Origin of the sequence: Streptomyces sp. NBC_00234 (assembly GCF_036195325.1) — a bacterium.
GTDB lineage: Bacteria > Actinomycetota > Actinomycetes > Streptomycetales > Streptomycetaceae > Streptomyces.
Map to the genome: position 1 here is coordinate 3707751 of NZ_CP108101.1, position 12885 is coordinate 3720635.

Below are 12885 nucleotides of genomic sequence, written 5' to 3' on the forward strand. Positions count from 1 at the left end.
TTAGTGGTCGTCCCCGGGATCGGGGACCCCTGTCGCGTAGGGGTTCTCCTCGCCCTCACCGAGCACCCCGACGAAGGGCTCGCCCTCACCCGCGAAGGTGTACGCGCCACCCTCGATCCGGGCGATCAGGCCGCGCGTCCACTCGGCACCGGCATCCGCCGAGTGGACCCACAGGTGCATGATCTCCCCGATGTGCCCGAGCGATTCCGGGCCCGCCTCGGGGGCGTAGTGCTCGGTCACGGACGCCCGCCACCCCTCGATGGCCTCGACCCGCCGGCGCAGCAGCGCGACCGCCTCGGACCGCTCCAGGTCGACGATGAAGCCGATCCCGGCGGAGAGCACGTCCATCTTCTGGTCGTACGAGGTGATCGCCTCCCGCAGCAGGGCCAGGAACTCCTGCGTGCCCTGCTCGGTGATCTCGTACTCGGTACGCGGCGGGCCGCCGGCCGTGGACGGGGCCACCTCGTGCGCGACCAACAGGCCCTGCTTCGCCATCTGCTTCAGAGCGTGGTAGATCGATCCGGGTTTCGCGCTGGACCACTCGTGCGCGCCCCAGTACTCCAGGTCGTTGCGGACCTGATAGCCGTGCGCACGTCCGTGCTGACGCACGGCTCCGAGGACCAGCAGCCGGATCGCGGACATTCCCACACTCTTTCTATTCAACTTTGACTAGGAGGATTCCCCAGCGTAGCCCGCGTCCAGGGCGACGAGCTCGAAGGCCGTCTTTCCGTCGAGGGACTCCCGGATGATGTCGGCATGTCCGGCGTGCCTGGCGATCTCCTCCACGAGGTGGATCAGCAGCCAGCGCATCGAGACCCGGCCGTCCTTCGGGAACCAGGGCGCCTCGGGGAGCGGGAAGGTGTCGTTCATGCTGTCCACCGAGGCGATGAACTCCTCGGTCTCCGCCGAGACCTTCGCCCAGAAGGCGAGCACGCCGGGGACCGACTCGTCCTCGACCAGCCGGAAGCTGTCACCCCAGGTCTCCTGGGTGCGCACCTTCTCGTTCGGCTGCTGCTGGGCCATCCGGAGCCAGTTCAGCTCGGTCTCGGCCACGTGCTTGACCAGCCCGGAGAGGGAGAGCTCGCTGACGCTGGGACGGCTCGCGGCCTGCTCCTCGGTGAGGCCGATGAGCGAACGCCGGAGTGCGCCGCGCTGCGCCTCGACGAAGTTCAGAAGTGCGCCGCGCTCGTCGCCGTGCGTCTCGGAGGGAACGTGGGTGACCATGGGACCGCCTCTGGGAACCGTGCCGGTGTCTTTCTTCCTGACACCGACAACACTACGAACCCTTGCGGTCAGCTTCCGTCCTCAACTCTCGGATTCAGAGAGGGAATTCGGTTCGTCCGTGCTGGATGGAAATCCACTTCTGCGTGGTGAACGCCTCCACCGCTGCCTCGCCGTTCAGCCTGCCCATCCCCGACATCTTCTCGCCGCCGAAGGCCACCAGCGGGTCGTCCTGCACGGTGGAGTCGTTGACGTGGAACATGCCGCTGACGATGCGCCGCGCGAAGCGCACGCCGCGCTCCACGTCCTTCGTGTGCACGGCGCCGCTCAGTCCGTACGGGCTGTCGTTGACGATGCGTACGGCGTCGTCCTCGCCGTCGAAGGGCACCAGCAGGGCCACCGGGCCGAATATCTCCTGGGCCAGCAGCGGGGAGTCCTCGGGCAGCCCGGCCAGCACCGTGGGTTCGACGAGATTGCCGCGCGTACGGCCCCGGACCAGCGCCGTGGCCCCGTCGGCGATCGCCTGGTCGACCAGAGCGGTCAGGGCGTCCGCCTGGAAGGCGCTGATGACCGGCCCTATACGGGTCTCCGGATCGCGCGGGTCGCCGGTCCTCAGCGCCGCCACCGCGGCGGTGAACCGCTCGGTGAACTCGGCCTCGACCGACCGGTCCACCAGGATGCGGTTGGCCGCCATGCTGACCTGCCCCTGATATAGGAAGCGGCTGAAGACGGCGGCCTGGACCGCGTAGTCGATGTCCGCGTCCGCCAGGACCACCAGGGCGCTGTTGCCGCTGAGTTCGAGGATGACCCGCTTGAAGAGTCCGGCCGCCGTCGCGGCGACATGGCGGCCGACCCGGTCCGAGCCGGTGAACGAGATCACCTTGGGCACGGGGTGCGCGATGAACGCGTCGCCTATCTCCGCACTGTCCGTGACCACGATGTTGAGCAGCCCGGCCGGCAGCCCCGCGTCCTCGAAGATCCTGGCCACCAGACCGCCGCCGACGACGGGAGCGTGCTGGTGGGGTTTCACGACGACCGCGTTGCCGAGCGCCAGGGCGGGCGCCACGGACTTCATGGTCACCAGGAAAGGGAAGTTGAAGGCACTGATCACGCCTATGACGCCGACGGGCGCCCGGTGGACGCGGTTCTCCTTGCCGTCCACCGGGGACGGCAGCAGCCGACCCAGGGGCCGCAGCGTCTGACCGGCCGCCTCGCGCAGGAACTCCTGGCAGATGCGGACCTCGTACTCCGCCTTGAGGCGGGTGCCGCCCAGCTCGTCGACGATCGCCTCGGCGATGTCGCCGGCGCGCTCCTCGACGATCTCCACCGCCCGGTTCAGCACGGCACGGCGTTCGTACGGACCGGTCGCGGCCCATTCCCGCTGGGCGCGTTCCGCGGCGCGGTAGGCCCTGTCCACTTCCAGCGAGGTGGCTACGGTGATCGAGCCCAGCTTCTCGCCGTTGTAGGGATTGATATCGATGATGTCCCACGAGCCGCTGCCGGTCAGCCACTCGCCGTCGATGTACTGGTGGGCCAGTTCATTGAAGTAGGACATGCAATCCCTTACTGCAGGCGCAGACTCCCTGTAGGGCTGATACGACGTCATCGTACTGATAAATCACGTCAGTTGAAGGAGACCGCGAAGCAGATCGCGACTCTCTTCCGGGCCGGGACTGTCCTCATGGAGCCGAATCATGGCCTTTTCGTACTGGGCGACTTCCTCGGCCTTGTCCAGATAAAGCGCACTTGTCAGCTGCTCCAAATAGACAATGTCCGACAGATCGGATTCCGGGAATCGCAGCATCGTAAATGCACCGCTCTCCCCCGCATGCCCGCCGAAACTGAAGGGCATCACCTGGAGGGTGATGTTCGGCTGCTCCGACATGTCGATCAGATGCCGCAATTGCGCGCGCATCACGTCGCGCTCGCCGTAGGGACGCCGCAGTGCCGCCTCGTCGAGCACGGCGTGGAAGCGGGGGGCCCGTTCGGAGACGAGCGCCTTCTGCCGCTCCAGCCGCAGCGCGACCCGGCGGTCGATCTCCGCCGCGGGAGCGCCGCGCATGCCCCGGGAGACCACGGCATGGGCGTACGCCTCGGTCTGCAACAGGCCGTGGACGAACTGGACTTCGTAGATCCGGATGAGCGACGCCGCCCCCTCCAGACCGATATACGTCTGGAACCAGCCAGGCAGCACGTCCCCGAAGCTGTGCCACCAGCCTGCCACGTTGGCCTCACGGGCCAGGCCGAGGAGGGAGTCGCGCTCCACCTCGTCGGCGACACCGTAGAGCGTGAGCAGGTCCTCGACGTCCCTGGCCTTGAAGCTCACCCGTCCCAACTCCATGCGGCTGATCTTCGATTCGGAGGCACGGATGGAGTAGCCGGCCGCCTCACGGGTGATGCCGCGCGACTCGCGCAGGCGTCTGAGCTGTGAGCCCAGCAGGATGCGCCGCACCACAGATCCACTCGACTCGCCTGCCGGCACTGGTCCAACCCTCCCCATCGCTTCCCGGACACCCGGGGCCCCCCTGAACCCCGAGTGCCGGATTCTGCCACCAAAACGCTTCAGCCCGTACTCATTCGATTACGGAAATGGGAAGACTTGCAGAAAGCTTGGAATCTGCACATGGGAAGAAATGAGTAAGAATCGGCACGCTGTCGGGCAGGTCCGGCGCGTGCACGTGCATCTGCCCTTGCATCTGCCCTGCGCATTCGGAACCATGGCTCTCGCGCACCTGCGTGCTCGTTCGTGTTGTGCCGCTGTACCCCCCGCAGTACCGCTACAGGCAGTGCCGCTACAGCCGCGAATCCCGGGAGTGCCTCGCATGGGGACGAATGGATCGACGATGCTCGAGCCGTTACGGCAGGGGCTTCCACCCACCGACCCTTCAGCGGTGGCCGGAACTGCCTCCTGCACGTTGCCGGCTCGCTACGAGGCGGTGGGCGGGGCACGGCAGTTCACCAGGAAGACGCTCGCCCAGTGGGAGCTGACCGAACGGTTCGACGACGTCGCCCTCGTCGTGTCCGAACTCGTCACCAACGCCCTGCGCCACGCCCTGCCCGCGGACGTCGCCCGGGACCCGCAGGACCCGCCCGTACGCCTTCACCTGATGCACTGGACGTCCCGCCTGGTGTGCGCGGTACGCGATCCCAGCCGGTCGGGACCGGTGGCCGGCCAGGCCGCGGACTCGGCGGAATCGGGGCGCGGCCTGTTCCTGGTGGAGTCCTTCAGCGACTCCTGGGGCTGGCACCCCTCCCCCGTACTGGCCGGGGAGAAGCTGCCGCCCGGAGCCATGCGCGGCAAGGTGGTCTGGGCGCTGTTCCGGCTGCCCGACGGCCGGACCGACGACTGCTCGTAGGAAAAAAACCCGCCCGCCGACGCGCGTAGACGACGCCGGAAAGCGGCCGGAGGCAGGAACGGGCGGCCCGGCCGGCCGGCAGCGGTCAGCCGCCTGTCGCCAGGTGGTCGAACTCCCCGTCCTTGACGCCGAGCAGCAGTGCCTCTATCTCGGCGGGCGTATAGACCAGGGCGGGCCCGTCGGGATGGCGCGAGTTCCGCATCGCCACATTCCCTCCGGGCAGTTTGGCGAACTCCACACAGGAGCCCTGGGAGTTGCTGTGTCTGCTCTTCTGCCAGACGACTCCGCGAAGCTCTGTGGCTGCCATGCCGTTGTACACGTGGTGCACAGGACGCTCCCCGAGTTGCAAGGTGCAAGTGTCAACTAGCTCGGATCATAGCTGTGTTCATATGCCAATGCATGAGCAGATGCACGTGCACGCGGGGTGTTCCTTTGATTACAGCTTCCCGCCCCACCTGGCCACCCTCCCGGTGAAGAGACGAACGGCACGCCTATTCGGCTCCTTCTCAAGGGAGTTGATTCTGCGGCGCTGGTAGTTTGGCGCGGTCTTTCGACCACGAATCAGCAGGGGGACATCCACATGGACAAGCTTGTTCGCACCGGAGCCGTCGTCGTCGCCGGTCTTGTCGCCGCGTTCGCACTCACGGCCTGCGGCAGTGACGGCGACAGCGACGGGGGCGGCCGAAAGGGCGGCTCGGGCAAGGGTTCCGGCTCCGATTCCAGTTCCAGTTCCGGTTCCGGTTCGGATTCGGGCTCGGACTCCGGGGAGAGCGGGACGTCCGGCGGCGCCGACGCCTCGGCGCTCGAAGGCACCTGGGCGGGACTGACCGACGGCAAGGCCGTCGCCCTGTCCGTCGCCTCCGGGAAGGTCGCGCTCGTCGCCGAACAGCACGTCTGCCAGGGCGAGGTGAAGGACCACGGCAAGGTGATGCTGACGCTGACCTGCACCGACGGCAACACCGACCGCACCATGGGGTCCATCGAGTCCAACGACGGCAAGACGCTCGTCGTCTCGTGGGACGCCGGCGCCGAGGACACGCTCACCAAGACGGACGGCAAGACGCTGCCCACGGAGCTGCCGGGCATGCCCACCCCCTGACAGTCGCGGCTCAGCGGGCCGGCGTGGCAGCAGTGCCGCCGGTACCGCTGTCGCGGACCGTGCCGCCGGAGCCGTCCCGGCCACGGTCGCCGCTGTCGCGGTCGCCGCCGGCCCGGTCGCCGCTTCCCGTGTCCAGGCTCCGGGAGAACTCCTCAAGTGCCTCCAGGAGGAGACCGGCGCCCTCGCGCACCACGGGGTCGTGCATCGGTACGGGCACCTCCGCTCCGCTGTCCGCCCCCGTCACCGCGTGCGAGCCCGACTCCTCGGTGTCCCAGTGCGCCACCGCCTCGCGTACCGCTTCCCACTCCGGTACGCGACGTTCCCGTACCGCCCTGGCCCCCTTCTCGGTGGCCTTCCGCAGGGCCGCGGCCAGCTCGGCGGCGCCCGGCACGGGAGCGGCCGAACCCGCCGGGAGATGCGCTTCGAGCACCATCGCGGCCCGGCCGAGCCGCCCCAGTGCGTGCTGGGCGTCGTCGGCGGCCGACCGGGAGATACCCCGGTGGCGTACGGGCTCGTGCTGGGCCGTCGCCAGCGCCTCCTGCCAGGCCACCCTGGTCTCCCGGGTCGCCAGCAGAGCGGCGCGCACGTCCTCGTTGCTCCTGGCCGCCGGATCGGCGTACTGGTCGACGACCGTGGCCGCGTACCGCCCGTCCGAGACCAGCCAGGCTGCCAGGCGGTTGCGCAGCCTGGGCGTCTCCCAGGCCGGGTAGATCGCGTACGAGACCATCGCGAGGATGCCGCCCGCGAAGGTCAGGCCGACCCGTTCGGTGACCGTCTGCGACCAGTCGTCGCCCGCCATGCCGAGCAGGAAGACGACGTACGCGGAGACGCAGATCTGACTGATCGCGTAGCCGGTGCGCATCAGCAGGTACATCAGCAGGGCGCAGACCACCGAGAGGACGGCCGAGAGGACGGCGCCCGGCTGCGCGGTCTGCACGATGGCGCTGGCGAGCCCGACCCCGACGACGGTGCCGCCGAAGCGGGCCACGGAGCGGGAGTACGTCTGCGAGAAGTCCGGCCGCATCACCATGACGGCCACCATCGGCGCCCAGTACCCGTGACCGAACGGCAGCGCCTTGCCCACCAGATAGCCGGCCGCGACCACCGCCGAGACCCGGATGGCGTGGCGCAGGATCGGTGAACCGCTCCGCAGCTCGGCGTGCATCGACTTCAGTACGAGGGGGACGAGCCTCAGCAGCGTGGGGCGGCGGCGCAGCGGGGTGTCCGTGACGGCGGCGTCCCCGTCGCCGGTGCCGGCACCCTCGGCGATCTCGATGACGTCGTCGAGCAGGGCGGTGAGCCGGTCGGCCGCGCGCCGGGGCGGGCCGGTGAAGATCACCTCGGTGTCCGGGGTCCTGAGCGCGGCGAGGGCGGGCGCGGGGAGCCGCACCGGGTCGCCGTGCCGGATCGCGCGGGCCGCAGCGTCGAGCACGGACGCGGCGGCGGCGAGCAGTTCCCGGGCCCGGTCGCGTTCCGGCCCCTCCGCCGGGACGCCGAGCGCGGGGTCGGCGAGGGAGGCCAGTACGGGCCTGATCCGTTCGGCCACCCCGCGGGCACCGTGCAGTTCGGCGGGTCTGCGGCGGGCCTGCCGGGGAGTGACCGCGGCTGCGCTGCGGGCGGTCATCATCAGCACCGGGTCGAAGTCGGCCAGCGGGTCGTGGCGCAGCCGTCGGGCGTAGTCGCCCACCCCGGCGAGGGCATCGGCGAGCGCGTCCCGCTGGGCGCCCCATCTGCGGACCGGGAAGAGGACGATGAGCGCGGCCTGGACCACGCCGCCGACCGCGATCATCGCCGCGTGCACGGCCGAGTCGGCGACGGAGGTGGGCAGGGTGATCGTCACCAGCATGATCGCGACGTTGGACGAGGCGATGATGCCGCCGGTCGGCCCCGCCGCCCAGGCCAGGCCGGAGACGAACGTCCAGAGCACGAGCAGGGCGACGAACAGGACCGTGTGCGAGACGGTGATGTAGCCGATGAAGGTCGACACGGCCAGGCTGGCTCCCGAGACCAGCGCGAGGACGGGTCTCGGCCGCCAGCTGCGCTGGAAGGTGGCGATCGCCGCCTGGTACGCGCCGAAGGCGGAGCTGGCGGCGATCACGGGCCCGAAGAGGGCCAGGCTCGTCCCGAGGACGAGGGCGAGACCCGCGGCCCCGCGGATCGCGATGAGCGGTTCGAGCCGCCGTCGCTCGAACGTCAGCCCCGAGCGGGCGGTCTCCTTCAGCGCCCGGAGCCAACTCATGGGCCGAGCCTAGCCGCAATGCCTGATAAGTCCGACTTAAGCGTACTCATGCGACCTATCGGTCGATTCCCGGTCCGCTTCTGCCCATGCGGGCCCGGTCGGCGGCGGCCGTGCCGTGGGTCCAGCCGTCGAGGTCCGTGGCGCCGCGCACCCGCGTGGTGGTCGTCTTCGGGAACATCCGCTCGGCCGTGTCCGTGACCGCGACGTCCCGGGCGGCCAGCACCGGCAGCAGGCTGCCCGGAGCCGCGTGCTCGCTGGCGCCCCCTGTGTCGTCGCCCGCGTCGGCCGCCGCGGTGACCCGGGCGGTGTCGGAGGCGAGGCGGCTGCCGAGCCGCTGGGCGTACGCCATCAGGAAGGACTGCCGGAACGCCTTGGTCCGCTTGCGTCCGCCGGCGCGCTGTCCCGCCTCGGCCTTCGTCATCGCGGACGTTCCCTGCACGAGCAGGGAGGTGAAGAGCAGTTCCACGGCCTCCAGGTCCGGTTCGAAACCGACCACCGTCGTGAAGCCGATATCGCTGTTCCACACGGCCTGGCAGCGGTTCGCGGAGGCCACGGCGTCGAGGAGGATCGCCTTCGCCGTCTCGTACGGGGCATCGACCCCGATCCGACAGGCTCCCGGCGTCTCCTCGCTGTGGGTACGGGCGGCGAGCAGGGCCTCGTCGATGCTGTGCCGGGCCATCAGCTCCTGCGCCTTGGTGGTGAGGGCCTCGGCCTCCTCCGGGAAGCCGGTCCCCTCCGCCTTCGCGAGGAGTGCGCGGATGCGCGTGAGCATGCGGGACTCGCCCTGCGCGGGAGGCTGGTGGAGGCGGTCGGCGGCGGTCCCGGGGGCCGGCCCGACGGGCTCGATGGCGGGGAGGCGCAGCAACAGCCGGTACAGGCCGAGGAGACCCGAGGCGTACGAGAAGCGGTCGGGCCGGTTCCGGGGTGCGGGGGCCGGGAGCGCGGCGAGCTGGTCGGCCCAGCGGGGCGGGAGGTGCGGGTACCGGGCCGTCTCGGCCGCGATCAGGGCGGCCACGAGCGCGGCCCCGCCCTCGTCCAGCTCCCGCCGGACGATGCGGACGAGGTCGGCGGGCTGCCAGCCACGGGACCAGGCCCGCCGGACGAACTCCTCGCCCCGGGCGTGCGCGTCGTCGTCGGCGGCCGGGGCGGCGGCGAGAAGGGAGGCGCCGGTGTCGAGACCTGTGTCGTCGTCCGAGTACAGGGCTGCCGCGCACGCCTGGTCGATCACCGGTTCCATGAGGTCAGGGTAGGTCCGGGGGCGTGCGCGGGGCGGCGGCGGGGTTACGGCAGCAGCACCAGCTTGCCGCGTAGGTGGCCCGCCTCGCTCAGGGCGTGCGCCTTGCCCGCGTCGGACAGTGCGAAGGTCTGCGCCACCGGCACCCGGAGCTCGCCCAGGGCGGCCAGCCGGGCGTTCTCCTCCAGGCGTGCGCCGGCGGGGGCGTCCGTGCCGGCGGAGAACGCCACGCCCAGCTTCGCGGCGTCCGGGTCCGCGATGGTGACGATCCGGTCCGTCGTACCGCCGCGCAGCTCGACGGAGTCCGGCAGCGCGCCCCGGCCCGAGGCGTCGAAGACCGCGTCCACGCCCTGGGGAGCGACCTGGCGGACCCGGTCGACCAGGCCGTCCCCGTAGGCCACCGGGACCGCGCCGAGGACCCGCAGGTAGTCGTGGTTGGCCGGGGACGCCGTGCCGATCACCGTGGCGCCCCGGGCCGTCGCCAGCTGGACCGCGGCGGAGCCCACCGCTCCGGCCGCCCCGTGGAGCAGCAGCGTGTCGCCCTCGGTGACGGCGAGTTCGTCCAGGACCCGGGCGGCCGTCGCGGAGGCCACGGGCAGGGCGGCGGCGGCCTCCCAGCCCAGCTCCTCCGGCTTGCGGGCGACGGACCGCACGTCCGCCAGCGCGCGGGCGGCGTACGAGCCGGTGGCGCTCGTACCGAGGACCTCGTCGCCCGGCGCGAAGGCGGTGACGCCCTCGCCCGTCTCGTCGACCACCCCGGCGAACTCGATGCCCGGCGTCGCGGGCAGCGGCGTGGTGAAGACCTTCTCCAGCCGGCCGTTCCTGATCTTGTGGTCGATCGGGTTGACCCCGGCCGCCCTGACCCGCACACGGACCTGGCCGGGCCCGGGGTGCACCTCGTCCACCTGGGCCAGGTGCAGGACCTCGGGGCCGCCGAACCGCTCGTACACGATCGCTTCCATGCGTCGATCCTCACGGCCCGGCTGCGGTCCGGCGACCCGGAGCCGCCGTCCGGGCCGTTGTCAGTGGCGGGTGCCAGACTCGGTCCATGACCGCACGGTGGGCTCTGGCCACGGCAGAGGGCGGCGGCGCGCTCCTCGTGCCGCTGGACGGGGACGGGCTGCCCACCGGCCCCGTCCTCGCCGAGCCCGATCTCGTAGAGGCCGTCCGGTCACGGCCCGACGTGGCGCGCTGGGTCTGGCGGTCGACCGCCGAGATCTATCCACGGCTGCTCGCGGCGGGGGTCCGTGTCGAGCGGTGTTACGACGTGGAGTGCGCCGAGCTGCTGCTGCTCGGCCACGAGGGACGCTTCGGGGAGCCCCGTTCCGCAGCCGCGGCCTGGGCCCGCCTGCGGAACGCACCCGTGCCGCCCGATCCGCCGCCCCGGTCCGCGGAGCCCGGATCGCAGTCCTCCCTCTTCGAGCCGCAGTCGGGCACGGACGTGCCCTTCGACGCGCTGCTCGCCGTGTACGCCGAGCAGCTGCGCCGCCACGACAGGGCGGCGCACCCGGGCCGGATGCGGCTGCTCACCGCCTCCGAGTCGGCGGGCATGCTCGTCGCCACCGAGATGAACAGGGCCGGTCTGCCCTGGCGGGCGGACGTACACCGGGACCTGCTCAACGAACTGCTGGGCGAGCGGTACGCGGGCGGCGGGGAGCCCCGCAGACTGGCCGAGCTGACGGACGAGGTGTCGGCCGCCTTCGGGAGGCGGGTGCGTCCCGATCTGCCCGCCGACGTACTGAAGGCGTTCGCGCAGGCCGGGATCAAGGTGACGTCGACCCGGCGCTGGGAGCTGGAGGAGCTCGACCATCCGGCCGTGGAACCGCTGATCGCGTACAAGAAGCTGTACCGGATCTGGACGGCGCACGGCTGGAGCTGGCTCCAGGACTGGATCCGCGACGGCCGATTCCGCCCGGAGTACCAGCCGGGCGGCACGGTCAGCGGGCGCTGGACGACCAACGGCGGCGGGGCGCTCCAGATCCCCAAGGTCATACGTCAGGCCGTCGTCGCGGACGAGGGCTGGCTGCTGGTCGTGGCGGACGCCGACCAGATGGAGCCGCGCGTCCTGGCCGCGATCTCCCGCGACCGGGGGCTGATGGAGGTGGCCGGCCATGACGGCGACCTCTACAAGGCGCTGTCCGACCGGGCCTTCCAGGGCGACCGCGACCACGCCAAGATCGCTCTGCTGGGCGCGATCTACGGCCAGACGTCCGGCGACGGCCTGAAGAACCTGGCAGCGCTGCGCCGGAGGTTCCCGCAGGCCGTGGCCTACGTCGACGACGCGGCGAAGGCCGGCGAGGAGGGCCGTCTCGTACGGACCTGGCTGGGCCGGACGAGCCCGCCCGCGGCCGGAGCGGGAGAGGACGGGGAGGCGGGCATCCCGCAGGAGAGCGAGGAGCCGGCGGGCGGCTCGGGCGACACCGAGTTCACCCCGGGCTACGCCTCGTCGAACGCCCGGGCACGGGGCCGCTTCACCCGGAACTTCGTGGTGCAGGGCAGCGCCGCCGACTGGGCCCTGCTCCTCCTGGCCGCGCTCAGGCGGACGCTCGCCGACAGCGGTCTGCGGGCCGAGCTGGTCTTCTTCCAGCACGACGAGGTGATCGTGCACTGTCCGGCCGAGGAGGCCGAGCGCGTGGTGGGGGCCATCCGCGCGGCCGGGGAACTGGCCGGGCGGACCGCCTTCGGTGAGACACCGGTGCGGTTTCCGTTCACGACGGCGGTCGTGGAGCGGTACTCCGACGCCAAGTGAGCGCCGCCTGACCGTGACCGGCGGCTCGCCCGGGGCGGTCCACCGCGGAAGGGTCCCGCCCGCGCAGGGGACTGCGCGGACGGGACCCTTCGAGGCGGTGGTGCGCGCCCGCTGCCGCGTCTACCCGCGTTCCCACAACGCGGGGACATGGGGCGGTTCCCAGCCGCCCATGGCCAGGTGGCCCTGCAGACAGCGGTAGGCGACCCCGCCGTAGGTGACGCGGTCTCCCGCGCGGTAGGAGGTCCCGGCCGACCAGGTCCCGCCCGGCGGGTCGGTGGGCGGATCGGTGGGCGGATCCGTGGGACCAGGGGTCTGGGCTACGTCGAGGACGAAGTCGAAGGTGCCCTGTCTGCCGCTTCCCGCGGTGCGCACGTTCATCAGCAGGGCCGGATCGAAGAGGGAGTCGGTGGCGTTGCGCGGCTCGTTCGGGAAGTACAGCTGCGTGGTGAGGACCGGACGGCCGGGCGCCTGGGCCTTCACATGGATGTGCCGGGTGCGCCCGGGGTAGAGGCCCGCCACGACCGTGGTGAGCGTGAAGGCCCCGTTCGCGTCGGTGAACTGGTGGCCGCGGAAGGCGTAACCGGCCATGTCGTACGCGCCGTTGGTGTCGGCCTGCCAGAAGTCGAGCAGCACTCCGGGAATGGGCCGGCAGGCCCGGCCGAAGACGTATCCGCTGACGGTCAGCGGTACGCCGGGGGTTCCCGCCGTCACCAGGCTGGTGCGGCGTGGGGAGTTGGGCCTGAAGTACGGGCCCTCCATCTGCGGCGGCGTGGGGTCGTCCCCGTCGTCGCAGGCGGGGGTTGGGGCGAGCAGCCGGCCCTCGGAGCCGGCGTCGCGGGCGAGCGCGACGCCTCCTCCGGCGAGCAGGGGGGCGGCGCTCGCGACGATCGCTGCCTTCAGGAGACTCTTGCGGCTGATCCGTCGGTCGTGGGGGGCATCGTCGTTCGGGATGCCGTCGCGTACTGCTGGAGTCATGACGTATTCCTC

12 protein-coding genes are annotated in these 12885 nt (G+C 71.3%); 3 read left to right on the forward strand and 9 right to left on the reverse strand.

What is annotated here, in order from left to right; translation table 11 throughout:
* From OG230_RS16040 to OG230_RS16055, 4 genes are all read right to left on the reverse strand, one after another.
* Window positions 1–642, reverse strand: coding sequence for a PadR family transcriptional regulator (locus OG230_RS16040; RefSeq protein ID WP_328910896.1), 642 nt, complete (start codon window positions 640–642; stop codon window positions 1–3).
* Window positions 643–669: 27 nt separating this feature from the next.
* Window positions 670–1224 carry a DinB family protein gene (locus OG230_RS16045; RefSeq protein WP_328910897.1) on the reverse strand — a complete coding sequence of 185 codons (555 nt, stop codon included), beginning with the start codon at window positions 1222–1224 and terminating at the stop codon, window positions 670–672.
* A 94-nt stretch (window positions 1225–1318) separates the two neighbouring features.
* Complete coding sequence (locus OG230_RS16050) at window positions 1319–2776, reverse strand: aldehyde dehydrogenase family protein (protein ID WP_328910898.1); 1458 nt, start codon at window positions 2774–2776, stop codon at window positions 1319–1321.
* Between the two features lie 63 nt (window positions 2777–2839).
* Window positions 2840–3721, reverse strand: coding sequence for a helix-turn-helix domain-containing protein (locus OG230_RS16055; protein ID WP_328910899.1), 882 nt, complete (start codon window positions 3719–3721; stop codon window positions 2840–2842).
* 343 nt (window positions 3722–4064) lie between these two features.
* On the opposite strand from OG230_RS16055, the gene OG230_RS16060 reads away from it, so the two are divergent.
* Window positions 4065–4577 carry an ATP-binding protein gene (locus OG230_RS16060; protein ID WP_328910900.1) on the forward strand — a complete coding sequence of 171 codons (513 nt, stop codon included), beginning with the start codon at window positions 4065–4067 and terminating at the stop codon, window positions 4575–4577.
* An 85-nt stretch (window positions 4578–4662) separates the two neighbouring features.
* Here OG230_RS16060 and OG230_RS16065 read toward each other — a convergent pair whose 3' ends face one another.
* Window positions 4663–4905 carry a DUF397 domain-containing protein gene (locus OG230_RS16065; RefSeq protein WP_056793446.1) on the reverse strand — a complete coding sequence of 81 codons (243 nt, stop codon included), beginning with the start codon at window positions 4903–4905 and terminating at the stop codon, window positions 4663–4665.
* A gap of 252 nt (window positions 4906–5157) precedes the next feature.
* On the opposite strand from OG230_RS16065, the gene OG230_RS16070 reads away from it, so the two are divergent.
* Window positions 5158–5676 carry a hypothetical protein gene (locus OG230_RS16070; RefSeq protein WP_328910901.1) on the forward strand — a complete coding sequence of 173 codons (519 nt, stop codon included), beginning with the start codon at window positions 5158–5160 and terminating at the stop codon, window positions 5674–5676.
* A gap of 10 nt (window positions 5677–5686) precedes the next feature.
* Here OG230_RS16070 and OG230_RS16075 read toward each other — a convergent pair whose 3' ends face one another.
* The 3 genes from OG230_RS16075 to OG230_RS16085 are packed head-to-tail and all read right to left on the reverse strand — an operon-like array spanning window position 5687 to window position 10111.
* Window positions 5687–7915, reverse strand: coding sequence for an FUSC family protein (locus OG230_RS16075; protein WP_328910902.1), 2229 nt, complete (start codon window positions 7913–7915; stop codon window positions 5687–5689).
* A 55-nt stretch (window positions 7916–7970) separates the two neighbouring features.
* Window positions 7971–9152 (reverse strand): DUF2786 domain-containing protein, encoded by a 1182-nt coding sequence (locus tag OG230_RS16080; protein ID WP_328910903.1) that lies wholly within the window; start codon window positions 9150–9152, stop codon window positions 7971–7973.
* Between the two features lie 44 nt (window positions 9153–9196).
* The gene (locus OG230_RS16085) at window positions 9197–10111 is read right to left on the reverse strand and encodes an NADP-dependent oxidoreductase (RefSeq protein ID WP_328910904.1); all 915 of its coding nucleotides are present in this window, start codon (window positions 10109–10111) and stop codon (window positions 9197–9199) included.
* 86 nt (window positions 10112–10197) lie between these two features.
* On the opposite strand from OG230_RS16085, the gene OG230_RS16090 reads away from it, so the two are divergent.
* Window positions 10198–11898 (forward strand): bifunctional 3'-5' exonuclease/DNA polymerase, encoded by a 1701-nt coding sequence (locus tag OG230_RS16090; RefSeq protein ID WP_328910905.1) that lies wholly within the window; start codon window positions 10198–10200, stop codon window positions 11896–11898.
* A gap of 120 nt (window positions 11899–12018) precedes the next feature.
* On the opposite strand, the gene OG230_RS16095 is transcribed toward OG230_RS16090, so the two are convergent.
* Window positions 12019–12873, reverse strand: coding sequence for a carbohydrate-binding protein (locus OG230_RS16095; RefSeq protein ID WP_328910906.1), 855 nt, complete (start codon window positions 12871–12873; stop codon window positions 12019–12021).
* Window positions 12874–12885 lie beyond the last annotated feature (12 nt).

Coding starts and splice junctions, on each gene's coding strand:
- OG230_RS16090 (WP_328910905.1), top strand. CDS start 10,198: ATGACCGCACGGTGGGCTCTGGCCACGGCAGAGGGCGGCGGCGCGCTC.
- OG230_RS16040 (WP_328910896.1), bottom strand. CDS start 642: ATGTCCGCGATCCGGCTGCTGGTCCTCGGAGCCGTGCGTCAGCACGGA.
- OG230_RS16055 (WP_328910899.1), bottom strand. CDS start 3,721: ATGGGGAGGGTTGGACCAGTGCCGGCAGGCGAGTCGAGTGGATCTGTG.
- OG230_RS16080 (WP_328910903.1), bottom strand. CDS start 9,152: ATGGAACCGGTGATCGACCAGGCGTGCGCGGCAGCCCTGTACTCGGAC.
- OG230_RS16050 (WP_328910898.1), bottom strand. CDS start 2,776: ATGTCCTACTTCAATGAACTGGCCCACCAGTACATCGACGGCGAGTGG.
- OG230_RS16070 (WP_328910901.1), top strand. CDS start 5,158: ATGGACAAGCTTGTTCGCACCGGAGCCGTCGTCGTCGCCGGTCTTGTC.
- OG230_RS16095 (WP_328910906.1), bottom strand. CDS start 12,873: ATGACTCCAGCAGTACGCGACGGCATCCCGAACGACGATGCCCCCCAC.
- OG230_RS16045 (WP_328910897.1), bottom strand. CDS start 1,224: ATGGTCACCCACGTTCCCTCCGAGACGCACGGCGACGAGCGCGGCGCA.
- OG230_RS16085 (WP_328910904.1), bottom strand. CDS start 10,111: ATGGAAGCGATCGTGTACGAGCGGTTCGGCGGCCCCGAGGTCCTGCAC.
- OG230_RS16060 (WP_328910900.1), top strand. CDS start 4,065: ATGCTCGAGCCGTTACGGCAGGGGCTTCCACCCACCGACCCTTCAGCG.
- OG230_RS16075 (WP_328910902.1), bottom strand. CDS start 7,915: ATGAGTTGGCTCCGGGCGCTGAAGGAGACCGCCCGCTCGGGGCTGACG.